At 66.9% G+C, this 22,640-nt stretch carries 27 protein-coding genes and 1 pseudogene; 16 read left to right on the top strand and 12 right to left on the bottom strand.

Annotation, left to right across the window (positions count from 1 at the left end; all coding sequences use genetic code 11):
• Nucleotides 1-228 precede the first annotated feature (228 nt).
• Together Q7J26_RS13420 and Q7J26_RS13425 are read left to right on the top strand one after the other, a co-directional pair.
• Nucleotides 229-1,239, top strand: a complete 1,011-nt coding sequence (locus Q7J26_RS13420; protein WP_304936908.1) for a UbiA family prenyltransferase — start codon at nucleotides 229-231, stop codon at nucleotides 1,237-1,239.
• A gap of 11 nt (nucleotides 1,240-1,250) precedes the next feature.
• Nucleotides 1,251-2,084 carry a DUF3298 and DUF4163 domain-containing protein gene (locus Q7J26_RS13425; protein ID WP_304936909.1) on the top strand — a complete coding sequence of 278 codons (834 nt, stop codon included), beginning with the start codon at nucleotides 1,251-1,253 and terminating at the stop codon, nucleotides 2,082-2,084.
• Here Q7J26_RS13425 and Q7J26_RS13430 read toward each other — a convergent pair whose 3' ends face one another.
• Genes Q7J26_RS13430 through Q7J26_RS13440 form a run of 3 tightly spaced genes read right to left on the bottom strand, consistent with a single transcriptional unit; the run spans nucleotide 2,085 to nucleotide 3,658 of the window.
• A complete protein-coding gene (locus Q7J26_RS13430) occupies nucleotides 2,085-3,017 on the bottom strand; it encodes an alpha/beta fold hydrolase (protein WP_304936910.1) in 933 nt (310 codons plus the stop codon).
• A 39-nt stretch (nucleotides 3,018-3,056) separates the two neighbouring features.
• Nucleotides 3,057-3,254, bottom strand: coding sequence for a helix-turn-helix transcriptional regulator (locus tag Q7J26_RS13435; RefSeq protein WP_008264044.1), 198 nt, complete (start codon nucleotides 3,252-3,254; stop codon nucleotides 3,057-3,059).
• The gene (locus tag Q7J26_RS13440; protein WP_304936911.1) at nucleotides 3,251-3,658 is read right to left on the bottom strand and encodes a hypothetical protein; all 408 of its coding nucleotides are present in this window, start codon (nucleotides 3,656-3,658) and stop codon (nucleotides 3,251-3,253) included. Before Q7J26_RS13440 ends, Q7J26_RS13435 begins: the two co-directional genes overlap by 4 nt.
• Nucleotides 3,659-3,787: 129 nt before the next feature.
• Between Q7J26_RS13440 and Q7J26_RS13445 the strand changes: the two genes are divergently transcribed.
• The gene (locus tag Q7J26_RS13445) at nucleotides 3,788-4,438 is read left to right on the top strand and encodes a methyltransferase (protein WP_304936912.1); all 651 of its coding nucleotides are present in this window, start codon (nucleotides 3,788-3,790) and stop codon (nucleotides 4,436-4,438) included.
• Between the two features lie 40 nt (nucleotides 4,439-4,478).
• Here Q7J26_RS13445 and Q7J26_RS13450 read toward each other — a convergent pair whose 3' ends face one another.
• Nucleotides 4,479-5,027: an EF-hand domain-containing protein gene (locus Q7J26_RS13450; protein WP_304936913.1), complete on the bottom strand. Its 549-nt coding sequence runs from the start codon at nucleotides 5,025-5,027 to the stop codon at nucleotides 4,479-4,481.
• A 429-nt stretch (nucleotides 5,028-5,456) separates the two neighbouring features.
• On the opposite strand from Q7J26_RS13450, the gene Q7J26_RS13455 reads away from it, so the two are divergent.
• The 4 genes from Q7J26_RS13455 to Q7J26_RS13470 all read left to right on the top strand — a co-directional run bounded on the left by Q7J26_RS13455 (nucleotide 5,457) and on the right by Q7J26_RS13470 (nucleotide 10,276).
• The gene (locus tag Q7J26_RS13455; protein ID WP_304936914.1) at nucleotides 5,457-5,834 is read left to right on the top strand and encodes a hypothetical protein; all 378 of its coding nucleotides are present in this window, start codon (nucleotides 5,457-5,459) and stop codon (nucleotides 5,832-5,834) included.
• Nucleotides 5,835-5,896: 62 nt separating this feature from the next.
• Nucleotides 5,897-6,748, top strand: a complete 852-nt coding sequence (locus Q7J26_RS13460) for a neutral zinc metallopeptidase (protein WP_304936915.1) — start codon at nucleotides 5,897-5,899, stop codon at nucleotides 6,746-6,748.
• A gap of 101 nt (nucleotides 6,749-6,849) precedes the next feature.
• Complete coding sequence (gene pgm / locus Q7J26_RS13465; RefSeq protein ID WP_304936916.1) at nucleotides 6,850-8,487, top strand: phosphoglucomutase (alpha-D-glucose-1,6-bisphosphate-dependent); 1,638 nt, start codon at nucleotides 6,850-6,852, stop codon at nucleotides 8,485-8,487.
• Between the two features lie 244 nt (nucleotides 8,488-8,731).
• Nucleotides 8,732-10,276: a DEAD/DEAH box helicase gene (locus Q7J26_RS13470; RefSeq protein WP_304936917.1), complete on the top strand. Its 1,545-nt coding sequence runs from the start codon at nucleotides 8,732-8,734 to the stop codon at nucleotides 10,274-10,276.
• A gap of 117 nt (nucleotides 10,277-10,393) precedes the next feature.
• On the opposite strand, the gene Q7J26_RS13475 is transcribed toward Q7J26_RS13470, so the two are convergent.
• The gene (locus Q7J26_RS13475) at nucleotides 10,394-11,734 is read right to left on the bottom strand and encodes an OmpP1/FadL family transporter (RefSeq protein ID WP_304936918.1); all 1,341 of its coding nucleotides are present in this window, start codon (nucleotides 11,732-11,734) and stop codon (nucleotides 10,394-10,396) included.
• Nucleotides 11,735-12,057: 323 nt separating this feature from the next.
• Here Q7J26_RS13475 and map point away from each other — a divergent pair, with 323 nt between their 5' ends.
• The 7 genes from map to Q7J26_RS13510 all read left to right on the top strand — a co-directional run bounded on the left by map (nucleotide 12,058) and on the right by Q7J26_RS13510 (nucleotide 16,288).
• Complete coding sequence (map, locus tag Q7J26_RS13480; protein ID WP_304936919.1) at nucleotides 12,058-12,876, top strand: type I methionyl aminopeptidase; 819 nt, start codon at nucleotides 12,058-12,060, stop codon at nucleotides 12,874-12,876.
• A gap of 53 nt (nucleotides 12,877-12,929) precedes the next feature.
• Complete coding sequence (radC, locus tag Q7J26_RS13485; RefSeq protein ID WP_304936920.1) at nucleotides 12,930-13,661, top strand: DNA repair protein RadC; 732 nt, start codon at nucleotides 12,930-12,932, stop codon at nucleotides 13,659-13,661.
• Complete coding sequence (locus Q7J26_RS13490; RefSeq protein WP_304936921.1) at nucleotides 13,658-14,206, top strand: GNAT family N-acetyltransferase; 549 nt, start codon at nucleotides 13,658-13,660, stop codon at nucleotides 14,204-14,206. The genes radC and Q7J26_RS13490 overlap by 4 nt, the downstream gene beginning before the upstream one ends.
• Nucleotides 14,207-14,261: 55 nt before the next feature.
• On the top strand, nucleotides 14,262-14,504 hold the full coding sequence (locus Q7J26_RS13495) for a BolA family transcriptional regulator (RefSeq protein WP_304936922.1): 243 nt from the start codon (nucleotides 14,262-14,264) through the stop codon (nucleotides 14,502-14,504).
• A gap of 4 nt (nucleotides 14,505-14,508) precedes the next feature.
• A complete protein-coding gene (locus tag Q7J26_RS13500) occupies nucleotides 14,509-15,417 on the top strand; it encodes an aldo/keto reductase (protein WP_304936923.1) in 909 nt (302 codons plus the stop codon).
• Nucleotides 15,418-15,497: 80 nt separating this feature from the next.
• Nucleotides 15,498-15,851 carry a Grx4 family monothiol glutaredoxin gene (gene grxD, locus Q7J26_RS13505; RefSeq protein ID WP_304936924.1) on the top strand — a complete coding sequence of 118 codons (354 nt, stop codon included), beginning with the start codon at nucleotides 15,498-15,500 and terminating at the stop codon, nucleotides 15,849-15,851.
• Nucleotides 15,851-16,288, top strand: a complete 438-nt coding sequence (locus Q7J26_RS13510) for a thioesterase family protein (RefSeq protein ID WP_304936925.1) — start codon at nucleotides 15,851-15,853, stop codon at nucleotides 16,286-16,288. The genes grxD and Q7J26_RS13510 overlap by 1 nt, the downstream gene beginning before the upstream one ends.
• On the opposite strand, the gene Q7J26_RS13515 is transcribed toward Q7J26_RS13510, so the two are convergent.
• Nucleotides 16,272-16,655, bottom strand: coding sequence for a hypothetical protein (locus Q7J26_RS13515; RefSeq protein WP_304936926.1), 384 nt, complete (start codon nucleotides 16,653-16,655; stop codon nucleotides 16,272-16,274). The genes Q7J26_RS13510 and Q7J26_RS13515 overlap by 17 nt on opposite strands.
• 271 nt (nucleotides 16,656-16,926) lie before the next feature.
• Here Q7J26_RS13515 and Q7J26_RS13520 point away from each other — a divergent pair, with 271 nt between their 5' ends.
• The gene (locus tag Q7J26_RS13520; RefSeq protein ID WP_304936927.1) at nucleotides 16,927-18,024 is read left to right on the top strand and encodes an NADH:flavin oxidoreductase/NADH oxidase; all 1,098 of its coding nucleotides are present in this window, start codon (nucleotides 16,927-16,929) and stop codon (nucleotides 18,022-18,024) included.
• Between the two features lie 7 nt (nucleotides 18,025-18,031).
• Here Q7J26_RS13520 and Q7J26_RS13525 read toward each other — a convergent pair whose 3' ends face one another.
• Both Q7J26_RS13525 and rpsD read right to left on the bottom strand, forming a co-directional pair.
• The gene (locus tag Q7J26_RS13525) at nucleotides 18,032-18,409 is read right to left on the bottom strand and encodes a hypothetical protein (RefSeq protein ID WP_304936928.1); all 378 of its coding nucleotides are present in this window, start codon (nucleotides 18,407-18,409) and stop codon (nucleotides 18,032-18,034) included.
• 178 nt (nucleotides 18,410-18,587) lie between these two features.
• On the bottom strand, nucleotides 18,588-19,205 hold the full coding sequence (gene rpsD, locus Q7J26_RS13530) for a 30S ribosomal protein S4 (protein ID WP_008260153.1): 618 nt from the start codon (nucleotides 19,203-19,205) through the stop codon (nucleotides 18,588-18,590).
• A 251-nt stretch (nucleotides 19,206-19,456) separates the two neighbouring features.
• Between rpsD and Q7J26_RS13535 the strand changes: the two genes are divergently transcribed.
• Nucleotides 19,457-19,669 (top strand): hypothetical protein, encoded by a 213-nt coding sequence (locus Q7J26_RS13535; protein ID WP_304936929.1) that lies wholly within the window; start codon nucleotides 19,457-19,459, stop codon nucleotides 19,667-19,669.
• Between the two features lie 21 nt (nucleotides 19,670-19,690).
• Here Q7J26_RS13535 and Q7J26_RS13540 read toward each other — a convergent pair whose 3' ends face one another.
• The 4 genes and pseudogenes from Q7J26_RS13540 to Q7J26_RS13555 all read right to left on the bottom strand — a co-directional run bounded on the left by Q7J26_RS13540 (nucleotide 19,691) and on the right by Q7J26_RS13555 (nucleotide 22,639).
• On the bottom strand, nucleotides 19,691-20,626 hold the full coding sequence (locus Q7J26_RS13540) for an MBL fold metallo-hydrolase (RefSeq protein WP_370651946.1): 936 nt from the start codon (nucleotides 20,624-20,626) through the stop codon (nucleotides 19,691-19,693).
• 87 nt (nucleotides 20,627-20,713) lie between these two features.
• Nucleotides 20,714-21,319: pseudogene (locus Q7J26_RS13545) on the bottom strand (superoxide dismutase); the annotation flags it as partial.
• Nucleotides 21,320-21,424: 105 nt separating this feature from the next.
• Entirely contained in the window at nucleotides 21,425-21,649 is a 225-nt protein-coding gene (locus tag Q7J26_RS13550) for a hypothetical protein (RefSeq protein ID WP_304936930.1), read from the bottom strand.
• A 15-nt stretch (nucleotides 21,650-21,664) separates the two neighbouring features.
• On the bottom strand, nucleotides 21,665-22,639 hold the full coding sequence (locus Q7J26_RS13555) for a DUF4350 domain-containing protein (RefSeq protein ID WP_304936931.1): 975 nt from the start codon (nucleotides 22,637-22,639) through the stop codon (nucleotides 21,665-21,667).
• Between the last annotated feature and the right edge of the window lies 1 nt (nucleotide 22,640).

A 22,640-nucleotide genomic window follows, 5' to 3' on the forward strand; every position in this document is an offset into this window, starting at 1 on the left:
TGGGGTTAGGCGATAAGACCGCCACCGCTCGGCGCCCCGAGCTTGCAGGCCAACCTTCCGCGCGGGGCGTCAAACCTTCGTCGAAACGGTACTTCTAAATCAAAACTCCGGGCGAAGGCCCGGCGCCCCGCCCAGCCCTCCGCTTCCAAAGGGCCTTCCACTTCGCCGAAAGGACGGAGCGTTTCGTCACGCCTTCACCCTGCCCCCCATTCCGGCTAAGCCATGCCCATGACCACCGCCCCTCTCCCCGACGCCGGCGCCAACTGGGTTGATCGCCATGCGCCGGAGCGGCTGAAGCCCTGGCTCAAGCTGGGTCGGTTCGACCGGCCCATCGGCATCTGGCTGCTGCTCCTGCCCGGCTGGCAGGGCATCACCCTCGCCCTGGCCCAGTATCGGCAGGCGCCCGGCCTCTATGACCTTTGGCTGTTCGTCGGTTTCGGCATCGGGGCCTGTCTGATGCGCGCCGCCGGCTGCGCCTTCAACGACATCGTCGATCGCGACTTCGACGCCCAGGTCGCCCGCACCGCCCTTCGCCCCATCCCCGCAGGCCTGATCAGCGTCAAACAGGCCTGGGCCTTCGTGGTCGGCTGCAGCCTGATCAGCCTGCTGATCCTGCTGACGCTCGGCCCCGTCGCCATCGCTCTCGGCGTCGGCTCGCTCGCCCTGGTCGCCGCCTATCCCTTCATGAAGCGGATCACCTGGTGGCCCCAGGCCTGGCTGGGCATGACGTTCAACTGGGGCGCCCTTATGGGCTTCGCGGCGGCCTATTCGGTCGCGGCCAAGACGGCCTGGGTGCAGGACATCGTCGCCAAAGTCGGGATGGCCCCTCACGACGCCTACGTCGTCACCGGCCCGACCGACTATCTGCCGGCGGTGTTTCTGTGGCTCGGCGGCGTCTTCTGGACCCTGGGCTACGACACCATCTACGCCCTGCAGGACATCGAGGACGACGCCATGGTCGGCGTCAAATCCTCGGCCCGCCGCCTGGCCTCGGCCGTGCGTCCCGGCGTGGCCGTCTTCTACAGTCTGGCTGTCGCCTTTGCTGCGCTCGTCGGGACACAGGCAGGTCTAGGCCCGCTGTTCTGGCTGGGCCTGGCCCTCTACGCCGCCCACCTGGTCCGCCAGGTCGTCCGCCTCGACCGCACCGACGGCGCCCTGGCGCTGAAACTTTTCAAGTCCAACCGAGAGGCGGGCTTCATCCTGCTGGCCGCCCTCGCCCTTGGATCCCTCGGCCTGTGAAGGAGCCCCCCATGACCTCCACCGTTCGTCTGCTGCTGCTGTCCGCCGCCGTCGCCGCGACCTTGGCCGCCTGCCAAAGGCGCGAGGACAAGGCAGAGGCCCCCTCGCCGGCCCCGACCGCCGCCGCGCCGGTCAGTCCCGCCGCCGCTGGGGCGCCGATGAGCTTCGATTCCAAGACCCAGTACGCCACCGTCAAACTGACCCTGCCGGACGCGATCAAGTCCAAGCCCGACCTGCACGCCCCCCTCTACGCCGCCGCCGTGCGCGACCTGCGCCAGTTCTCCGAAGGCGCCCAGGCCGACCTGTCCGAGGCCGGCGGCGGCCCCGGCGGCTACGAGAAGACCATCGCCTTCGCCCCGGGCGCCGAGACCGGCAAACTGTTCAGCCTGGCCCGCACCGATTTCGAGTTCACCGGCGGCGCCCATCCCAACACCAGCTTCTCGGCCGTGCTGTGGGACAAGGCGATGAAGAAGCGGCTGGGCTTCGCCGACCTGTTCCGCCCCGGCGTCGATCTGGCGGGCCTGGACAAGGCCCTGTGCGACGCCGCCAACGCCGCCAAACAGGCCCGCTCGCCGGGGTCCGAGACCGCCACCCTGGGCGGGAACATGTGGGCCTGCCCCAAGGCCGTCGCCACCCCCTTCGTCCTGACGCCGGGCACGACGCCGGGCAAGGCAGGCGGGATCACCTTCCTGCTCGGCGCCTATCAGATCGGCCCCTATTCGGACGGCGCCTACCAGATCGCCCTGCCCCAGTCGGTGTTCCGATCCCTACTGAACCCCGCCTACGCCGACGAGTTCGCCGGCGCCCCGGTCAAGGCCGGGGACGTGACGCCCAAGGCGGGCTGATCAGTCGGCCAGGAACTGATCGACCAGCTCGGCGAACCGCTGCGGTTGATCGGCCATGATGAAGTGCCGGCTGCCGCCGACGCGGATCAGCTTGACGCCGGGCAGAGTCGCATATTCGTGACCCCAGGCCTGATCCGCCTGGACGGCCGGCGCCCCGCCGTCGGCGTCCGAGGCATAGAGGGCGGTCACCGGCACGCTCAGGCCCGCAAGACCTGGCCGCGCATCCGTCAGCAGGACGTCTCGCATGGCCGCCGCCATGGCCTTGCGGTCCGACCCGGTCGTCCAGTCGACCAGCCTGACCCGCAGCGCGGCGTCCCGCGTCATGCCCTGGGCGCTGCCGACCTGGGCGGCGCGAAACGACTCGTCCGAGAGGGCCAGAATACTCTGCGCCGTCTGCTCCGCCGCCGGTCTCATGGCCTCGACCGTCACCTGCGGCCCCCGCAGCGCGCCGAAGAAGGGCAAACTGTCCACGCTCATCAACCGGCCGACAGCCTCAGGATGCTGCTGCGCCAGCACCAGTCCCGTCAGGGCGCCCATCGAATGACCGATCACCGCCGGTCGCTCCAGCCCCTGGACGCGGATGTAACGGTCCAGTTCATCGACCACCGGCTGGACGAACGGACCGTCGTCGTGGCTCCAGGCCTCGCCGGCGAAGCCCGCCAACTGCACCAGATGCACCCGGTGCGTCGCCTTCAGCCGATCCGCCGTCGCCCGCCACACTTCCCGCGAACAGCCGAAGCCGGGGATCAGGATGACATCGGGGCCGGCTCCCACCACCTCGACCGACAGCCGGTCCGAAACAAAGGCGGGCGCCTGGATGACAGGCTGCGCGAAGGCGGCGGTGACGCCGACCACCAGCGAAGGCGTGCAGACCGCCAGACTGAACAGTGCGGCGCGCAGGCGCGGGCGCGCCCTGAAGAAGGCGTTGAACATCGGATGTCTCCCTTGGATTTTAGGTTTGGTCCGCCGCCCTCAGGCGTGCGGGTTCTCGAAGATCTCCTCGACCGGTCGGTCGAAGGCCGCAGCGATGCGATAGGCCAGGTCCAGCGACGGATCGTGCCGCTCGGTCTCCAGGGCGATCACCGCCTGTCGCGACACGCCCAGCGCCTGGCCCAACTGTTCCTGGGTCCAACCCCGCTCGACGCGCAGCAGCTTCAGCCGGTTCTTCATCGGCTGGTCCGGATGAAAGGGGCGGTCAGGCCGTACATGCCCCAGAACAGCGGCACGATCAGCCAGGTCTCTATATGCGGCGCCCCGGCGAAACTCTCGCCGAAGCCCCAGAAGGTGGCGACCGCCATCGCCAGGCCCGAGGCGACGATGAACTGTTTGGCGGTCACGCCGCGCACGAACTCGTCGCTTTCTCGCATCAGGGACAGCACCGCCCAGATCTGGCCCACGACCGGCGCCGACACCACCGCGGCCAGCCCCCAGGCCGCCGGCTTGCCCATGATCTCGTCAAAGGCGTCCGTGGTCATCATGGCCACGCAGATCGCAACATAGGGAATGGTGAAGGCCATGATGCGAATGACATAGCGTCGGTGCGCCGGGGTCGTCGATTTTCCAAAAGCCAGCATGTCCGCCTCCCTGTTTGTAAGGCGAACCTGACACCGTCCAAATGTCATGTCAACCTGACTTTTTGTCAGTAACGCCTGACGTACTCGTCGCCCTGTCTCCGCCGGCCAAAGACCGCTACCCTCGCCGCGATGAGCCCCCTCGATCCCGCCGCCTTCATCCACGCCAATACGCGGCTCCAGCCCGTGCCCCATGCGCCGGAGATTTCGCTGTGGCTGGCGGACGAGATCACGCCGATCTGGCGGATGACGGAAGAGGAGCTGGGCGAACTGGGCCTGCCGCCGCCCTTCTGGGCCTTCGCCTGGGCCGGCGGACAGGCGCTGAGCCGCTATCTGCTGGATCACCCGCACGAGGTCGCCGGCAAGCGGGTGCTGGACTTCGCCACCGGATCGGGCCTGGTCGGGGTGGCGGCCATGCGGGCCGGCGCCGTCTCGGTCCTGTGCGCCGACATCGATCCCTTCTGCGGGGCCGCCGTCGCCGCCAACGCCCAGGCCAACGGCGTGGCCCTGGACTTCACTCCGCTCAATCTGCTGGACGCCCCGCCGCCGGCCGTGGACGTCATCTGCGCCGGCGACATCTGCTACGAAAAGCCGATGACCGAGGCCGTGCTGGCCTGGCTGGCCCAGGCCTGCGCCGCCGGAACCCGCGTACTGATCGGCGATCCCGGCCGCACCTATTTTCCCCGCTCGGGCCTGGATTTCTTGGCCGAATACATCGTGCCCACGACGCGAGAGCTGGAGGATCAGGAGATCAAGCGGTCCTCCGTCTGGGCCATGCCGTGAAGGCAACCGGCGGAGCGTCGCCGCCCCGCCGATCTCGTTGTCAGGCCGCCGCCATCAGGCTGCCGGTCGCCTCTTCAGACGCCCAGCTGCCGTAGGATTCGACCTGTTTGGCCCTCATGGACTCGAAGGCCGAGGTCAGTTCGGTGAGGCTGAGCCCGCCGTCGCTGTCAGTGTCCACAGCGGCGAAGGTGTCGCTGATGCTGGAGGAGTCATCTTGCTGCAGCGACGCCATCAACTCCTCAAGGCTGACCGTGCCGTCTTCATTGGTGTCAGCCGCGTCGAACACTGTCTCAGTGGTCTCCTCCGTCGAGGCCGCCGTCGCGCCGCCGCCTGCAGGCGGTCCACCGGGCGGCGGGCCCATGGCCTGCAGACCGGACTCCATCTCGTCGGCGCTCATCACGCCGTCGCTGTCTGTATCCAGAGCAGCAAAGGCGTCCGAGATTTCCGACGTGTCGGAGACGCCCAGCGCCGTCCCGACCTCGGTCAGGCTCAAGCCGCCGTCCCCGTCGGAATCGAGGTCCGAGATCAGACCGCTGACGAAGTCCTTCCCGGTCGAGGTCGTCTCCTGGCTTTCGAGCAGGGCGGACATTGTGTCCGAACTAAGGCTGCTAGCGGCAGAGCTGGCAGGGGGTGGTCCGGACGGCGGTGGGGACGATGAGGTCCCCTGACTGGGGCTGAACAGCCCCTCGCTGGGCGAAGTTTGCCCAGTGGATTCGGCGCTCTGGGTCTGGAACAGGTCGCGCAGGGCCTGAAGCGACAGACCGGCAGAGGCCGAGGATGCGGATGATACCGACATTCCTGGCTCCTGATCGGAGGCGACGATGTCCCGCCCGACCAGAGGTCGCACGTCCCGTCGCCGGCCACCTTGCAAGACTCATCGTAAATTTGGCCCAAACGACTGTATTAACTTGATTATTTCAATTCTGAAACAATCACAGACCCATGATCGGTCAAGTGGAACGCGTCGCCCCTTGGCGGCGAGCGCCCGCCTACCCATCTCAAATCCATGCGACGTCTGATGATCCTATCCGCCCTGATCGCCGCCGGCTGCGCCACCTCGGCCCTCGCGCAGACGCCGCCCTATGTCCCGCCCTACGGCGCCTATCCTGGCGGGGTTCCTGCGGCCATCGCCGACCAGCATCGCTACGAGAACGACCGGTTGCGGCGACAGTCCGAGGCCAATGCGGCCCTGGCCCGCCAGCAGCAGGTCGAAACGCGTCAGCGGCTGACGCAGATCGAGGCGGCCCGCGAACCTACCGTGTCGCCGGCCGCCCCCGCCCGCCCCTTGTATGACGTCGCACAGGAGCGCAGCCTGCGCGAGGGTGCCGCCGCCCGTCGCGAACAGACCCGCCAGGGCGTGAGCCAGATCGACGATTGGCTGGATCGGCCGAACTGACGCATCCCTTCCCTTCTCTCCGCGTTCCGGCCTAGCTTCATGATGGGACTGAGGGGACGGACATGCGTTGGCGCGGTGGAGAGACGAGCGGTCGGATTGAAGATCGTAGAGGCCTTGGCGGCGGCGCCGTTGCAGGCGGCGGGATCGGCGTCGGCGTTCTGGCGATCATCGGCTATCTGGTGTTCGGCATTGATCCGGCGACCACGACCCAGCTGGCCAGCCAGTTCGGCGGCGTCGGCGCGGCGGAGCAGCAGGGCCGAGTCGGAACGCCTCAGGACGAAGCGGGTCGTTTCGTCGATGTCATCGGCACCAACGTCGATCAGGTTTGGGCGCAGAAGCTGAACGGCTACCAACCGCCTATGGTCAAAATCTACGAACAGGGCACATCGACCGGCTGCGGCTTCGGCCAGTCCGCCATGGGGCCCTTCTATTGCCCGACCGACAAGACCGTCTATCTGGACCTGGGCTTCTGGCAGGAGATGGAGACGAAACTGGGCGCCTCGGGCGCCGACTTCGCCCGCGCCTATGTCATCGCCCACGAGTTCGGCCACCACGTCCAGACCCTGACCGGAACCTCGGCCCAGGTCCGCGAGGCGCAGCAGCGCGCCCAGGGCGAGGCGGAGGCCAACCAGTATTCCGTCGCGCTGGAGCTTCAGGCCGACTGCTACGCCGGTGTCTGGGCCAAGAACGCCGCCGCCGTGTCGAACGGGCAGGTGGCGCTGGAGCCCGGCGACATCGAGGAAGGCATGAAGACCGCCCAGGCCATCGGCGACGACACGCTGCAACGTCGCAGCGGTGGGCAGGTTTCGCCCGAGAGCTTCACCCACGGTTCCGCAGCTCAACGGGTCGAGTGGCTGCAGCGCGGCTATCAGTCGGGCGACCCGTCCGTCTGCGACACCTTCAGCGGCGCCTGACTACCTTTTCAGTGAAGAATTCTTCGGGTTGCAGGCCTGATCCCGCGACCCTAACACCGCCTCGCGCGCCCCAGAGGCGCACAGACCGTTGGATCATTCCCATGCACCCTCGCGCCGGCCGCCAGGCCCTTCCGGAAGACCTGATCGACCTCGACGCCCTGCTCGGCGCATATGGATCCGGCCGGCCCGACATGACCGATCCGGCCCAGCGGGTCGTGTTCGGCACCTCGGGCCACCGGGGCTCGGCCCTGGACGGCGCCTTTAACGAGAGCCACATCCTGGCCATCGCACAGGCGGTCGCCGAATATCGCGCGGCGCAAGGGATCGACGGCCCGCTGTTCGTCGGGCGCGACACCCATGGCCTGTCCGAGCCGGCCTGGCGCACGACGCTGGAGGTGCTGGTCGGTAATGGCGTCGAGGTGCTGATCGACGCCCGCGACGGCTTCACTCCGACCCCGGCCGTGTCTCACGCCATCCTGTCGTACAACCGCGCCAATACGCGTCAGGCCGACGGAATCCTGATCACCCCGTCGCACAATCCGCCCCGCGACGGCGGCATCAAATACAATCCCCCCTCCGGCGGTCCGGCCGGGAGCGACGCCACCGGCGCCATCGCGAACCGGGCCAATCAGCTGATCGAGGGCGGTCTGGCCGAGGTGAAGCGCGTCCCGTTCGACAGGGCTTACGCCACGGCCGGCCGGTTCGACTTCCTGGGCGCCTATATCGACGACCTGCCCAGCGTGTTGGACCTGGACGCCATTCGCGACGCCGGGGTCCGCATCGGAGCCGATCCCCTGGGCGGGGCGGCCGTAGCCTATTGGGGCGAGATCGCCGACCGGCACCGCCTGAACCTGACCGTGGTCAATGACGCCGTCGACCCGCGCTGGGCCTTCATGCCGCTGGACGCCGACGGCAAGATCCGCATGGACTGTTCGTCGCCCAGCGCCATGGCCAATCTGATCCAGATGATGGAGAGCGGATCGGCCTATGATCTGGCCTTCGGCAATGACGCCGACGCGGATCGCCACGGCATAGTCACGCCCGACGGCGGCCTGATGAACCCCAATCATTTCCTGGCGGCGGCCATCGCCTATCTGTTCGCCAATCGTCCCGGCTGGGGGCCTGACGTGGCGGTGGGCAAGACCCTGGTCTCGTCGTCTATGATCGACCGCGTCGTCGCGGGCATGGGGCGTCGCCTGCTGGAGGTGCCCGTCGGCTTCAAGCATTTCGTGCCCGGCCTGCTGGACGGAACCGTTGGCTTCGGCGGCGAGGAATCGGCCGGGGCGTCTTTCCTGCGCCGCGACGGCACGGTCTGGTCCACCGACAAGGACGGCCTGCTGCTGTGCCTGCTGGCGGCCGAGATCCAGGCCCGCACGGGCCAGAGCGCCAGCCAGCTCTATACCGGCCTGACCGAACAATATGGCGCCCCTGCCTATGCCCGGGTCGACGCCCCCGCCGACCGGACGCAGAAGGCGCGCCTGGCCGCCCTGAGCCCCGCTGACGTCACCGCGACAACCCTGGCCGGCCAGCCGATCACCGACATCCTGACCAAGGCCCCCGGCAATGGCGAGGCCATCGGCGGGCTGAAGGTCGTGACCGCCGACGCCTGGTTCGCCGCCCGCCCGTCGGGCACCGAGGACGTCTACAAGATCTACGCCGAGTCCTTTCTGGGCGCCGATCACCTTGCTCAGGTCCAGGCCGAGGCCAGGACAGTGGTGGCGGCCGCCCTTGCAAGCTGATTGGCGAACTGAGCGCGCCCGGCTTGACTTTATGTCCGCGAACGTCCATTTGCGCTGCGTCGCACAATCGCGATCTCCGGCGTCTCCAGCGCGTGTAAGTCCATCTCGGACCTGTCTGTAGAAGCCGCCGGCCCCTCAAGTTCATTCGCTGCCCGGACACGCGGGGCGGCGCCCGATCCACCCCGCAGGCTTCATTCCGAAGCCCGGCCGGGACTGGCGGTGCGCGGCCCTACGGCGTCATGCCATGGCTGAAAGCGCTCTGCCGCACGCGAAAGACACTGCTGTGAGCACCACATTCGAATCCATGGGCCTGAACAAGGCCCTTCTCCAGGCGCTGGCGTCGGAAGGCTACACCACGCCGACCCCGATCCAGGAAAAGGCCATTCCTGACGTCATGCTGGGCAAGGACCTGCTGGGCATCGCCCAGACCGGCACCGGCAAGACCGCCGCCTTCGCCCTGCCGATCCTGCACCGCCTGGCCGAGAACCGCACCCCGCCGGTGCCGCGCACCACGCGCGTCCTTGTCCTGAGCCCCACGCGCGAACTGGCCACCCAGATCGGCGACAGCTTCAAGGCTTACGGCGCCCACCTGGGCTTCCGGGTCGCCGTGATCTTCGGCGGCGTGAAATACGGCGGCCAGGAACGCGCCCTGCAACAGGGTCTGGACATCCTGGTCGCGGCGCCCGGCCGCCTGCTGGACCATATCCAGCAGAAGACCCTGGACCTGTCGCAGACCGAGATCTTCGTGCTGGACGAGGCCGACCAGATGCTGGACCTGGGCTTCATCAAGCCGATCCGCCAGATCGTCTCCAAGATGCCGGCGCGCCGTCAGAACCTGTTCTTCTCGGCCACCATGCCGACCGAGATCGGCAAGCTGGCGGGTGAGCTTCTGAAGGATCCGGTCAAGGTCCAGGTCACGCCGCAATCGACCACGGTGCAACGCATCAACCAGTCGGTGATCTACGTCGAACAGGGCCGCAAGCGCGCCCTGCTGACCGACATGTTCAGCGATCCCGCCTATACGCGCTGCCTGGTCTTCACCAAGACCAAGCACGGCGCCGACAAGGTCGCGGCCTATCTGGAAGCCGGCGGCGTCGAAGCCGGCGCCATCCACGGCAACAAGAGCCAGCCCCAGCGTGAACGCACCCTGGAAGCCTTCAAGAAGGGCAAGCTGCGCGTCCTGGTCGCCACCGACATCGCCGCGCGCGGCATTGATGTGGACGGCGTCTCGCACGTCGTGAACTTCGAACTGCCCTTCGTGCCGGAGGCCTATGTGCACCGCATCGGCCGGACGGCCCGCGCGGGCGCCGACGGCACCGCCATCAGCTTCGTCGCCGGCGACGAGATGAAGCTGCTGAAGGATATCGAGAAGGTCACGCGTCAGAAGATCCCGGCCATCGACCGTCGCAACGACAAGGCCCTGGGCCAGCTGGACGCCACCATCATGGCGACCGGCGTCGGCAAGAAGGCGACCATGCCGGAACGCGAAGGCGGCGATCGGGGCGAAGGCGGCCGCGGTGAAGGCCGGGGCGGTCGTGGACGCAGCCGCGTCCCGCATCGCGACGGCGTGCGTCCGGAAGGCGGCGGCCAGCCGCATCGCCAGCGTCGCGCCCGTCCCGGCGAGACCCCGGCGGCCCCGCGTCCCGAACGCGCCTACAACCCCCTGGCCGGCGAGCGCGTCCCGTCGATCAACGACAACGTCAAGCCGGCGGAAGGCGAAATGAAGCGCCGTCCCCGTCGTCGCCCGTCCAACGGCGGCAAGGGCTACACCGGCGCAGCCAAGGCCTGATCCTAACTCGTCACCCTCCGGGCTTGCCCCGAGGGTGACGAACCGAAAATCGGCAACGAAAAACGGCGGCTCCTTTTCAGGAGCCGCCGTTCTCATGTCAGCCGATGGCGTTGGGACTTAGAAGTTCCAGGTCGCGCCCATCGAGAAGCCCACGCCGTGGCCCTTGGCCTCGCCGCTCAGGTTCGAGATGACCAGGCCGTTGCCATAGACGTCGCGCGTGTCGTTGATCGTCGCGGTGTCGATGTCGATATAGGTCACGGCACCGTCGAAGGTCATGGAACCCACGGTCTTGGACAGACCGGCGGTGTAGAGGAAGCGGTCGCCGTCCGGGATACGGGCGGTGCGGTGATCGTCCGGGGTCGGGGTCGGGTCGAAGCCCAGGCCGGCGCGAACCGTCATGGTCGGATCGATCTTGTAGTCGAAGCCGATCGCGCCGGTGGTGACGTCGTCATAGTCCTGGACGATGGTCGAGGAGCCGGACGTTCCGTAAGTCACGCGGATGGCGTCGAACTCGCTCCAGCCGATCTGATTGACCTGGGCGTTCAGCGTCAGGCGATCATTGACGGCGTAGCGGGCCGAAACGGTGGCGTACCAGGGGGTGTTGAAGCTGGCGACGCCGTCAGCCGAGACGTTGGCGGAGGCCAGAATGCCGGTCAGGCCCGAGATGTTCACGGTGCCTTCCAGCTCGTGCTCGATCTTGGAGCGATAGGACAGACCCAGGTCCAGCTTGCCGAAATGCATCTGGGCGCCGGCGTTCCAGCCGTAATCCCAGCCGTCGCCTTCGAGCTGGTTGCGGCCGTCGGTGCTGGGCGAGACCGCATAGGTCGGAGCGAAGACGCCGGGGATGGCCACGTTCGGCAGGGCCGAGCTGAGGGTCGCCTTGGCGTACTGGGCGTCGAAACCGGCGCCGATGTCCAGCCAGTCCGTGACCGTCATGGCGGCGACCAGGCTGACGTTGGCCGAGCGCAGTTCCGACGTCAGGGCGTCATAACGGGCGAAGTCGGTCGGCTCGTACTTGGTCGTGAAGTTGAACGGCGCCTGGACGGCCAAGGCGACGTTGAAGCGGTCGCCGATCGGCATGGAGACAGCGAAGTTCGGGATGATGCCGCTCTCGACCACTTCATGGACGTGCGGATCGCCGTTGACGACTTCGGTCGTCGAGCCGACGCCGGGAATATTGTAGGTCAGGCTGGAGCTGCGGTCATCGACGTCGGAGTCGAGGATCAGGCCGTGCATGCCGACGTAGACTTCGCGCTGGGTTCCGGCGATCGCGGCGGGGTTCCACCACAGGGACTGCACGCCCTTGTCGGCGCCTTCGCCCGAGTTGGCGCGGCCCTGGCCACGGGTTGATTGTTCCTGCACGTAGAACGAGCCGGCCATAGCCGGAGCCGCGACGCCGGCCAACAGGGCGGTCGTCAGCGCAATGCCGCCCATACGAGCGAAATTCCTGGGTGTCATAAGCCATTCCTATAGTTTTGCCCCCGTCATTTACGCGACGGTGGGTATCGGGGAGGTCGATCGCACCCAGCGCTTTCGTCAGGAAAACGTTGCATGCATGGCGGGTCTCCGCCCGGAAACGGGCGAAACTGTGTCAGAAAAACTGCACACGATCACACCGGCGAGAGGTTACGCGGCGGCAGGTTCATTCCGTCAGGGGACAGTGTCATGCAACACACAGTCCCGCATGACGCTGGGTAAGGAATCCCTGACCGCCGCACAATCGCCTTGCGTATCCATGATAGGATGGTCATCTGAAAATCCCCGCCGCCGCTGATTGAACCATGTACGAAACGCCCGATCTGGAAACCGACGCCCTGGTCCGCACCAGCGCCATCCGCATTCACCAGGCGGAGGACTTCGAGGGTATGCGCAAGGCCGGCCGTCTGGTCGCCGAAGCCTTGGACATGATCACGCCGCATGTTCAGCCGGGCGTGCTGACCAGCACCATCGACGACCTGATCCGCGAATTCACCCTGGACCACGGCGGCCTGCCCGCCTGCCTCGGCTACAAGGGCTATGAGAAGACGGTCTGCACCTCAATCAACCACGTCGTCTGCCACGGCATTCCCGGCGACCGGGTGCTGAAAGACGGCGACATCGTCAATATCGACCACACGGTCATCGTTGACGGATGGCACGGCGATTCCAGCCGCATGTATGCGGTCGGCGAGATCAACGCCCGCGCCAAGAAGCTGATCGACGTGACCTATCAGTCGCTGGATCTGGGCCTGGAACAGGTCAAGCCGGGCAATACCTTCGGCGACATCGGTTTCGCCATCCAGAAATTCGTCGAGGCCCAGCGTATGAGCGTGGTGCGCGACTTCTGCGGCCACGGCATCGGCCGCGTCTTCCACGACAGCCCCAACGTCTTGCATTACGGCCGCAAGGGCGAGGGCGCGGTGCTGAAGCCGGGCATGTTCTTCACCGTCGAGCCGATGGTGAACCTGGGCAAGCCGCACGTGAAGGTTCTGTCCGACGGCTGGACCGCCGTCACGCGCGACAAGTCCCTGTCGGCCCAGTGCGAACACACCATCGGGGTGACGGAAGACGGTCTGGAAATCTTCACCGCCAGCCCGGCTGGACTGTTCCGCCCGAACTGAACCCTTGATCCCCTTCCATCTTCCGCACAGGTTGCGGCGGACAGGGAGGGGACATGCTGGACGACCTGACGCCCAAACCCAAGGCCAAGCCGCGTCACAGCGGCCATCGCGACCGGCTGCGTGAGCGGGCCGCCAAAGGCGGGCTGGGCGCCCTGCCCGACTATGAGCTGCTGGAACTGCTGCTGTTCCGCTCGATCCCCTACAAGGACGTCAAGCCGCTGGCCAAGGATCTGCTGGCCCGGTTCGGGGGTCTGGAGGGGATCGGGGCGGCCAGCCATGAGGCGGTGGAGGATCAGGTGGGTCGCTCAATGGGCTATGCGCCCGGCAAGGCGACGCGGGCCGTGGCGCTGGACCTGCAACTGATCTTCGACGTGACGCGTCGGATCGCGCGCGAGCCGACGGCGAAACGGCCGGTGATCTCGTCATGGAGCGCGCTGTTGGCCTATGTGCGGGTGGCCCTGCAGCACGAGCCGCGCGAGCAGTTCCGCGTCCTTTATCTGGACAAGAAGAACCAGCTGATCCTGGACGAGGTGCAGAACCGGGGCACGGTCGATCACGCCCCGGTCTACCCCCGCGAAGTAGTGCGACGGGCGTTGGAACTGTCGGCCAGCGCCCTGATCCTGGTTCACAACCATCCGTCGGGCGACCCCACCCCCAGCCGCGCCGACATCGAAATCACGAAACAGGTTGTGCAGGCCGGACGAGCCCTTAACGTCGAGGTTCACGACCATCTGGTCGTCGGCCGCGACGGGGTGGCCAGCTTCAAGCAACTGGGCCTGATGTGAGTACTGGAATTCTGACGACCGAGCGCCTGGTGCTGACCCCGGTCGCCGCAACCGACTTCGACGACCTGTCGACCCTATGGCTGGACGAGGACTTCACCCGCCACATCATGGGCCGCGCCCTGTCGCAGGAAGAGGTCTGGTTCCGCCTGTTGCGCGACCTGGGCCATTGGGCGGCCCTGGGCCACGGCAACTGGACGATCCGGTTGAGGGACGGCGGAGCCTATCTGGGCAGCGTGGGGGTGTTCGACTATCGCCGCGACCTGACGCCGCCGTTCGACGCGCCGGAACTGGGCTGGGGCGTCGCGCCCGCCTTTCAGGGCAAGGGCTACGCGGCAGAGGCCCTGGGCGCAGCCCTGGCCTGGGTCGACGAATCCCTTAAGGCGGCGCGCACCGTCTGCATGATCGCACCGGAGAATCTGGCTTCGCTGAAGCTGGCGGCGCGGGTCGGATTCCGCCCCTACGCCGTCGCGACCTACAAGGACCATTCGGTTCAGCTGTTCGAACGTCCCCGCCCCGGCGCGGCGGCCGGCGCGGGCGCGACGTAGCCCGCCATTAAGGTTTATCGGGCATGCTGAAGGAGAACGATCCGAGAGCTTCGCCATGCCCATGTCCGTCGAAACCCTGCGTCAGCACCTGATCGAGGCCTTCCCCGACGCCGAGATCGCCATCGACGACCTGGCCGGCGACGGCGACCATTACCGCGCCCGCATCGTCTCCAGCACCTTCGCCGGCATGCCGCGCGTGCGCCAGCATCAGTTGGTCTATGCCGCGCTGAAGGGACAGATGGGCGGCGAACTGCACGCCCTGGCGCTGGAAACCGCCGCCCCGCCCAAGGAGGATTGATCCCATGCGCTATCGCCCCTTCGGCGTGTCCGGCGCCGCCATTTCCAATCTGACGCTCAGCTTCGGGCTGGACAATCTGGCGCGCGGCCGCGAGGGCGCGCTAAACCTGTTGTATTCCGCCTTAGAAGCCGGGGTGAATTCCTATCGGCTCGAGACCGCCGATCCGGTCGCCGCCGAAGTGCTGGGCGAAGCCCTGGCCCATGTGGACCGCAAACTGGTCTGTGTCAGCCTGACCCTGGGGGTCGGCGCGGGACGCGAGGCGGCGCGTGATTTCTCGGCCGAGGGCATGACCGCCGCCATAGACCGGGTGCTGCATTTCTCGGGTCTGGGCTGGATCGACGTGGCGGTGCTGCACGAGCCGGGCGAACACGAACTGCCGCAATCGTCGCTCAACGCGCTCAAGGCCCTGCGCGCCACCGGCCGCATCAAACTGTTGGGTGTGGCGGGCGGCGGCGAGGTCATGGACACCTATGTCTCCACCGGCGCCTTTGACGCCCTGTTCACCCCCTTCGACATCAACGCCGACTGGAGGCTGCGTAATCGTGTCCGCGCCGCTCGCGAACAGGACATGTCGGTCTTCGCCTATGACTATTTCACCGACCGCCGCGCCAAGCCGCGTGGAACCGAGCCCGCCGCAAAAAAGGGCTTCTTCGGCCTGGGCGGCGCGCCCAAACGCCCGGCCCAGTCGCGGCAAAGCGACGCCTTCGGCTTCCTGTATCGCACGCCGAACTGGCCGGCCGAGGCGATCTGCCTCAGCTATGTCCTGACCGACCCGACCATCTCCAGCGTCATCATAAGCGCCAATGACGTGGAACGGCTGAACATGCTGGCCGCCACGCCGGAACGCGACCTGCCGCCGGGCCTTGCCGCACAGATCGAAATGGGTCGGGTTACGACCTCGGCTGTGGCCTGATCTCGCGGCATAGACGCGACCGCGCCTTGACCCGGCCGTCGCCTCTCCCTAGCTGACGGACTTCACGAAAGGCCCTCCCCGTGACCGATACTGTTCCCGCCGCCGATCCCGTCCACGCCTTCATCGGCGACACCGTCGCCCAGAACGACGTCGTTCTGTTCATGAAGGGCACGCCGGACCAGCCCCGCTGCGGCTTCTCCTCGCTGGCGGTTCAGATCCTGGACCATGTCGGGGCCTCCTTCGTCGGCGTCGACGTGCTGCAGGACGAAGCCCTGCGCGAAGGCGTCAAGAGCTTCACCGACTGGCCCACCATTCCCCAGCTCTATGTAAAGGGGGAATTCGTCGGCGGCTCGGACATCATCCGCGAGATGTTCCAGGCCGGCGAACTTCAGGCCCTGATGGCCGAGAAGGGCGTCCCGCTCGGCGAAGCCTGATGGCTCGCCCGGTCCTGACGCCGCGCGAGGACCGTGAGGTCTTCGTCGTGCCGTTGGAGGTCCGCCCCGGACACATCGACGCCAACGGCCACGTCAACAATGTCGTCTATGTCGGCTGGCTTCAGGACGTCGGCACGGCCCATTGGAACGCCCGCTTCGACGCGGAGACCCGGACGCGATGCTCATGGGTCGCCCTGAGGCATGAGATCGACTATCTGCGCGCCATCGCGCCCGGCGCGACCGGGGTCGTGGCCCGGACCTGGGTCGGCGACCCGCAGGGACCGCGCTTCAACCGCTATGTCCGTATCGAGGACGCCGAGGGCCGGGTCTGCGCCCAGGGCGTCTCCGAATGGTGCCTGGTGGACGCCGCGACCCTGAGGCCGCAGCGTATCCCGGCGTCGATGCTGACAGTGTTCGAGACTACTTCAGCGGATTGAGGATCCGCGCCGGCGTTCCGGGCTCCAGGCCCAGGTCGGCATAGGTCCAGCGCAGTTCCACGCCGTCGGGCAGCAGGGCCTTGCACAGGTCCGGCTTGGTGCGACGCAGGGTGATCTCGGTCGGCGAATTCTCGGCCACGGACACTTCGAAGTCCGAGGCCTGGGTGCAGCCGTTGGAATCGACACGGGCGACCAGGGCGCCGTCTGCAAAGCGCGCCTCGCGAATGGCCTCGGCCGGCGGGGCGTCGCTGCGGGTGACATTGACCGAGACGTTTTCGCCCGCGTCGCTGTCATAGATGACGCAGGCCGACAGCAGAGGCGCGACCAGGGCCGCGACCGCCAGTCCTTTCAGCGCGCCGCGCATCATTGGTCCGACGCCGGGGCGGTGATGACCCGCGTGGTCGGCTTTTCGGTCGAGACGATGATGCAGCCCGACAGCAGCGGGGCGGCGATGGCGATGGCGAGAGCGAGACGAAGCATTGGTGTGATCCCCTGATGTGCTTGACGCTTTTGTGGCGCGCCCCGACGCGTCAGGCACGTGAATTTTCGGCAAGCCAGGTGAACAATCGGACAGGTCGGGCTTGATCGCGACTGCAACCGGCATAGCTACCGTCCCTCTCCCCTCCCCGGACGCCCCCATGAGCCAGCTCTTTTCGCCGCGCAGCATCGGTCCCCTGACGCTGAAGAACCGCATCGCCATCGCGCCCATGTGCCAGTATTCCGCGATCGACGGCGTGCCCCAGCCCTGGCACATCCAGCATATCGGCCGTCTGGCGGTGTCGGGCGCAGGCTTGGTCATCATCGAGGCCACCGGGGTGGAGGCCGCCGGCCGGATCACGCCCGACGACACCGGCCTGTGGAACGACGAACAGGAGGCCGCCTTCGCGGAAATCCTGAAGGGCATCCGGACCTATTCCCACACCCCCATCGGGGTTCAGCTGGGCCACGCCGGCCGCAAGGCCTCGACCTCGGCCCCGTGGAAGGGCGGACGCGCCCTGGGCCTGGACGAAGGCGCCTGGCAGACCTACGGCCCGTCCCCCCTGCCCTTCCGCGACGACTGGCATACCCCCGCCGAAATGACCGAGGCGGACATGGACCGGGTGGTCGCCGCCTTTGAGGACGCGGCCCGCCGCGCCGACCGCGCCGGGTTCGACCTGGTCGAACTGCATGCCGCCCACGGCTATCTGCTCACCGAATTCCTGTCGCCCCTGTCGAACCACCGCGCGGACCAGTACGGCGGTTCAGCCGAGGCGCGGATGCGCTTCCCCCTGCGCGTGGCCCAGGCCCTGCGCGAGGCCTGGCCCAGGACCAAGGCCCTGGGCGTGCGTTTCAACGGGTCCGACTGGATCGAAGGCGGGGTGACGCTGGACGAGGTGATCGCCTTCGGACGCGCCCTGCATCAGATGGGCTACGACTATCTGCACCTGACCTCGGGCGGCAATGTCGCCCGCGCAGAGATTCCGGGCGCCGAGCCGGGCTATCAGGTCCGGTTCGCCGAGGCGGTCAAACAGGCCGTGCCGGACGCCGCCGTCATGGCGGTGGGCATGATCTTCGATCCGCAACAGGCCGAGGACATCGTCGCCTCGGGCCAGGCCGACATCGTCGCCATCGCCCGCGCGGCGCTGGACGATCCCAACTGGCCCCACCACGCCGCCGTGGCCCTGGGTCATGGCGAGGGACTGCCGCCCCAGTACGAACGGGCGGGCAAGGCGCACTGGCCCGGTTACGGCCGCTAAGATCGTTTCAGGTCTGGGGCAGCTGATAGGGATTGTTGACGCTGACGGGCGAGCCGGGCGCCAGGCCCAGTTCCTCGAACGACCACTTCAGCTCGACCCCGTCGACCAGAGGCTCCTTGCAGGTGTCCTCGTCGAGGCGGCGCAGGGTGATGACCGCATCGGCGCCCTTGATGCTGACGATGGGGATCAGGTCTTCCTTGCGGGTGCAGCCGTTGGAACTGACCCAGAAGACAGCCGCGTCCTTGGTGAAGGCGGCGGCGTGGATCGACTCAAGCGCGCCGGGCATGCCCGCGGTCGAAACACTGGGCGCATCGGCACCCCCCGCACAGGCGGCCACGCCCGACACTGCGGCGATCATCGCCATAGATTTGAAGACGGCGCGCATCGCTTAGGCGGCCTCCCCTGCTTCGTCGAACCCTGAACAGCCCGAGAATGCGCCTGTTCGCCCCAGAAGGGAACAGGCCGAAAAACGAAGGGCCCCGGACGGATCCGGGGCCCTTCCAACTCGATCTTCGACGAAATCCCCCGCCGTCAGGCGGGGGCCGCGCCGCAGAAGGCTTCGCTTAGGAAGCGTAGTATTCGACGACCAGGTTCGGTTCCATCTTCACCGGATACGGCACGTCCGTCAGTTCCGGCACGCGCACATAGCGGACCGAGAACGAGCGGTCGGACAGTTCCAGATAATCCGGCACGTCACGTTCCGACGACTGCTGGGCTTCGATGACCAGCGCCATGTTGCGCGACTTTTCCTTCACCGTGACGACGTCTTCCGGCTTCACGCGGTAGGAAGAGATGTCGACCTTCTTGCCGTTGACCAGGACGTGGCCGTGGCTGACGAACTGGCGTGCGGCCCAGACGGTCGGGACGAACTTGGCGCGGTAGACGATAGCGTCCAGACGCGATTCCAGCAGGCCGATCAGGTTTTCCGAGGTGTTGCCCTTGCGACGAGCCGCCTCGTCATAGGTCTTGGCGAACTGCTTCTCGGTGATGTTGCCGTAGTAGCCCTTCAGCTTTTGCTTGGCCTTCAGTTGCAGACCGAAGTCCGAAACCTTCGACTTGCGACGCTGGCCGTGCTGGCCGGGACCGTAAGAACGCTTGTTGACCGGCGACTTGGCGCGGCCCCACAGGTTCTCACCCATGGCCCGGTCGATCTTGTATTTGGCGCTGTGGCGCTTGGACATTCTATTCTCTTTTCGACGATACGGCCCGGCATCCCCTCGATTGGGAATGCGATCTCAACGGCGGTCCACGCATCTTCCGTCATCAATCCCGCGTCCGGCGAACCGGAAACGTGGAAGGCGGCGCTTATCGCCACACAGGCCTCCGGAGTCAAGCCGCGCCGCGCGTTAAGCACGATGGCCGGGAACCCCGGACCTTTCCTGGTCTTTTCGTCATCGGCGGAGTCTGCCTAGACGCCGCTGCGGAGGAAGCCATGGAGCCATCGACCCCCACGACCGTCGGCCTGTCCGAACCGGCCTTCGAAACCTTGAAGCACAAGCTGATTGACCTGGTCGAACCGCTGTCGGACAGCCAGTTGCTGGATCTCGCCGACGGGATCCACGAACTGCTGCGCCAGCGACGCACCCTGCGGCAACACCATGCCGAACGCATGACCGAACGCGCGCGCCTGGCGTCGCTGAGCTGAGGCCGCGACGCCAGGCCACGATCAGGCGGCCGGCTGCGCCTCGCTGATGAACATCGCCCGGCCCTCGCGGGTCTGGATCTTTCCGAGCCCCGGGAAGGGGAAGTGATAGGCGTAGATATGCGCGCCCGACGCCCTTAGCGCCGTGATTTCATCCAGACGCGCCTTCTTGCCCGCAACCGGGTCGTTGTCATAGCCGACGGTCCAGTCCGGATGTTCGACCGACAGCACCCAGTGGTGCATCAGGTCGCCCGTATACAGCAGCTGGTTCTGGCCGTCGGCGATCAGATAGGCGACGTGCCCCGGCGTATGACCGGCCGTGTCCTGGGCCTCCACGCCCGGCGCGACCTCTTCGCCCGGACGGAAGGCCTGGACATTGGGCGTGATCACGCGAACCAGGTCCGCCATTTCGGGATTGGCGCGCATCGACGCCCATTCGGCCTCCGACATCCGGATCGCGGCGTTGGGGAAGGCGAGGGCTCCGTCGGCGACCAGGCCGCCCACATGGTCAGGGTGGCCATGCGAAATCATCACGTCGGTGATGCTGGCAGGATCGACGCCGGCCGTCTGCAGGCTCTGCATCAACTGGCCCTTTCCGGCGCCCAGACCGGTGTCGAACAACATGGTCCGCGCCCCGTTCCGCACCAGCAGCGGATGGATCTCCAGCATGATGGGATCGGCCGGTTGTCCGGCGGCGGTCAGGGGGGCGGCGACGGCCTGGGGCGTCAGGCCCACGCCGAACACCTTGTTGTCGTTCGGCACCGGGTTCTGGCCGTCGAACAGGGCGATGGCGTCCAGGGCGCCGATCTTGAACCGATAGACCGGCTTTTCCGCCGGGGCGGCGACCGTCGAGGTCGGGTTCGGCGGCGCAGGCTCGCCGGATTTCTGATCGTTCGCCGCCGGGGAGCAGGCCGCCAGGGTCAGGGCCGTCACGGCCGCCGTCGCCATAAGAATCCGCATCGTTTCACTCCTGTGTGCAGGCTGAATCGAAAACGCCCGCCGGAGGTTCCGGCGGGCGTCTTCTGATCGCTTTAGCCACGCCTCGACAGCGGCGGCGTACAGTGCGTTGTCCGGGTTCCCGTACACCACCGACCAGAAGGACTTCAGATAGTCGGCGCGGCGGTTCTGGTATTTCAGATAATAGGCGTGTTCCCAGACGTCGGCGCCCAGGACGACCTCGCCGCGCTCTTCCACGACATCCATCAGCGGATTGTCCTGGTTCGGCGTGGAGGTGATCTTCAGCTTGCCGTTCTGGACGATCAGCCAGGCCCAGCCCGAGCCGAACTGGGCGGCGCCGGCGGCGTTGAAGTCTTCCTTGAACTTGTCCATGCCGCCCAGGTCGCTGTCGATGGCGGCGGCCAGTTCGGCCGAGGGTTCGCCGGTCTGATCGGCCGGGGCCAGCACTTCCCAGAACAGGCTGTGGTTCCAGTGACCGCCGCCGTTGTTGCGCACGGCCTTGGGGGCGGTCGAGATGCTGGTGAAGATCTCTTCCAGCGACTTGCCCTGCAGATCCGCATCCGCATCGACGGCCTTGTTCAGGTTGTCGACATAGGTCTGGTGGTGCTTGTCGTGGTGGAAGGTCATCGTCTCCTTGTCGATGGCCGGCTCCAGCGCGTCATAGGCGTAGGGCAGCGGGGGCAGGGTGAAGGCCATGGAATTTCCTCTCGCGACAGATTCCGACGCCCCTCATCTAGGCGCCCTTTCTTAGAACCCAAGCATCATCGCCGGGTTTCGTTACGATTTATCGCCTTGGCACGGTTAAGCTGGCAAGTTCGCCTTCAGGCATTCGCGCACGGCGCGCTTCACATCGCCCGGCGCATTGGGCTCATCCACGCCCTCGGCGGCGAAGACCGCGCGCACGGCGGCGTCCAGACCGGCCGGCAGGGCGGCGATCACCTTCTTCTGCCCCTTCTCGTGCAGGCAATAGCCCACCTCGCGGCACAGGGCGGAAAACATCGGTTCATAGGGATCAGGGGCGCTCATGCCGCCCCTCTAGCATTACGGCAGGACGCGCGACAGCCAGTGCATCAGGTTCAGCGCGAACTGCTGGTCGTCATGCCCCTCGGTGTTCAGGCCGAAACGAAAAGGCTCGCGATCAGGCTGGTCAGGAAAACGGACGATTTGCGCCGTCAGCATCCCTGCCTCGCCCAGGACGACAACCCGTCCCTCTCCAAACGTGAAAGCCACCCCTTGGGCCGACAAAGCCGGTCGCGCGAGTTCCGCGAATACGGTTTGGGCCGGTTCGCCGGCCCGCAGCCGTTGGCGAATGGTCTGTAACGCCGCCTGGTCAGGCGCTTCGAAAGCATCCACGCTCATCGCCATAAGCACGACGGCCCCAACCGGTCCGTCGAGCGACTGACCGGTAAAGGTCTTGATCCGTTCCACACGCTCGTCAGCGCTTCGTCCCGCGATGATCGGATGATCGGCCAAGGCCTGCCGAGGAAAGTCGAGGTTTGAAGTGAGGTCGGCGCCGACCTGTTGAAAGGCGTACCCCTTGCCCATTCTGACGCCAAAACGGGCAGCCAAAGCCTCAGCGGCGACGCCGTGAGGTGCATGGTCTGCAGCCAGCAGCAAGGAGCCGCCCCCCGCCACCCATTGCGCCACCGCTTCGATCTCCGCCGCATCATAGGCGGAGAGGCTTGAGCCGTCTTCCGGAGCGGTCGGGTTGGAGATGACCAGCACCGCCACATCATCCAAGGCGTCAGGCGTATCCAGGCGGCCTTGGCCTGCGTCCACTGTATAACCGTCAGCGCGCATTAAGGCGGCGAAGCCCGCGTAACGCCCGTCGATGGTCTGTGCGCTGCCGTGGCCTTCATCAACGCGCACCAGGGGCCCGCCGGTCGCATAGGCCGGGACCGCGACCCGGGGCCGCCAGTCCAGGTCACCCGACTGCTCCTGCCCGGAGGCTGGCCCCGCAAAGACGGCGGCGATCATCCCGAACCCAAGCAAGGCTGAGCGCAGGATCGCCATCATC

The sequence above is a fragment of the Brevundimonas sp. genome (genome assembly GCF_030656255.1).
Taxonomy (GTDB): domain Bacteria; phylum Pseudomonadota; class Alphaproteobacteria; order Caulobacterales; family Caulobacteraceae; genus Brevundimonas.

What these genes read in the sequence shown, in the direction of transcription:
- Q7J26_RS13420 (WP_304936908.1), top strand. Translation starts at nt 229, where the DNA reads ATGACCACCGCCCCTCTCCCCGACGCCGGCGCCAACTGGGTTGATCGC.
- Q7J26_RS13425 (WP_304936909.1), top strand. Translation starts at nt 1,251, where the DNA reads ATGACCTCCACCGTTCGTCTGCTGCTGCTGTCCGCCGCCGTCGCCGCG.
- Q7J26_RS13430 (WP_304936910.1), bottom strand. Translation starts at nt 3,017, where the DNA reads ATGTTCAACGCCTTCTTCAGGGCGCGCCCGCGCCTGCGCGCCGCACTG.
- Q7J26_RS13435 (WP_008264044.1), bottom strand. Translation starts at nt 3,254, where the DNA reads ATGAAGAACCGGCTGAAGCTGCTGCGCGTCGAGCGGGGTTGGACCCAG.
- Q7J26_RS13440 (WP_304936911.1), bottom strand. Translation starts at nt 3,658, where the DNA reads ATGCTGGCTTTTGGAAAATCGACGACCCCGGCGCACCGACGCTATGTC.
- Q7J26_RS13445 (WP_304936912.1), top strand. Translation starts at nt 3,788, where the DNA reads ATGAGCCCCCTCGATCCCGCCGCCTTCATCCACGCCAATACGCGGCTC.
- Q7J26_RS13450 (WP_304936913.1), bottom strand. Translation starts at nt 5,027, where the DNA reads ATGTCCGCCCTGCTCGAAAGCCAGGAGACGACCTCGACCGGGAAGGAC.
- Q7J26_RS13455 (WP_304936914.1), top strand. Translation starts at nt 5,457, where the DNA reads ATGATCCTATCCGCCCTGATCGCCGCCGGCTGCGCCACCTCGGCCCTC.
- Q7J26_RS13460 (WP_304936915.1), top strand. Translation starts at nt 5,897, where the DNA reads ATGCGTTGGCGCGGTGGAGAGACGAGCGGTCGGATTGAAGATCGTAGA.
- pgm (WP_304936916.1), top strand. Translation starts at nt 6,850, where the DNA reads ATGCACCCTCGCGCCGGCCGCCAGGCCCTTCCGGAAGACCTGATCGAC.
- Q7J26_RS13470 (WP_304936917.1), top strand. Translation starts at nt 8,732, where the DNA reads ATGGCTGAAAGCGCTCTGCCGCACGCGAAAGACACTGCTGTGAGCACC.
- Q7J26_RS13475 (WP_304936918.1), bottom strand. Translation starts at nt 11,734, where the DNA reads ATGACACCCAGGAATTTCGCTCGTATGGGCGGCATTGCGCTGACGACC.
- map (WP_304936919.1), top strand. Translation starts at nt 12,058, where the DNA reads ATGTACGAAACGCCCGATCTGGAAACCGACGCCCTGGTCCGCACCAGC.
- radC (WP_304936920.1), top strand. Translation starts at nt 12,930, where the DNA reads ATGCTGGACGACCTGACGCCCAAACCCAAGGCCAAGCCGCGTCACAGC.
- Q7J26_RS13495 (WP_304936922.1), top strand. Translation starts at nt 14,262, where the DNA reads ATGCCCATGTCCGTCGAAACCCTGCGTCAGCACCTGATCGAGGCCTTC.
- Q7J26_RS13500 (WP_304936923.1), top strand. Translation starts at nt 14,509, where the DNA reads ATGCGCTATCGCCCCTTCGGCGTGTCCGGCGCCGCCATTTCCAATCTG.
- Q7J26_RS13510 (WP_304936925.1), top strand. Translation starts at nt 15,851, where the DNA reads ATGGCTCGCCCGGTCCTGACGCCGCGCGAGGACCGTGAGGTCTTCGTC.
- Q7J26_RS13515 (WP_304936926.1), bottom strand. Translation starts at nt 16,655, where the DNA reads ATGATGCGCGGCGCGCTGAAAGGACTGGCGGTCGCGGCCCTGGTCGCG.
- Q7J26_RS13520 (WP_304936927.1), top strand. Translation starts at nt 16,927, where the DNA reads ATGAGCCAGCTCTTTTCGCCGCGCAGCATCGGTCCCCTGACGCTGAAG.
- Q7J26_RS13525 (WP_304936928.1), bottom strand. Translation starts at nt 18,409, where the DNA reads ATGCGCGCCGTCTTCAAATCTATGGCGATGATCGCCGCAGTGTCGGGC.
- rpsD (WP_008260153.1), bottom strand. Translation starts at nt 19,205, where the DNA reads ATGTCCAAGCGCCACAGCGCCAAATACAAGATCGACCGGGCCATGGGT.
- Q7J26_RS13535 (WP_304936929.1), top strand. Translation starts at nt 19,457, where the DNA reads ATGGAGCCATCGACCCCCACGACCGTCGGCCTGTCCGAACCGGCCTTC.
- Q7J26_RS13540 (WP_370651946.1), bottom strand. Translation starts at nt 20,626, where the DNA reads ATGCGGATTCTTATGGCGACGGCGGCCGTGACGGCCCTGACCCTGGCG.
- Q7J26_RS13550 (WP_304936930.1), bottom strand. Translation starts at nt 21,649, where the DNA reads ATGAGCGCCCCTGATCCCTATGAACCGATGTTTTCCGCCCTGTGCCGC.
- Q7J26_RS13555 (WP_304936931.1), bottom strand. Translation starts at nt 22,639, where the DNA reads ATGATGGCGATCCTGCGCTCAGCCTTGCTTGGGTTCGGGATGATCGCC.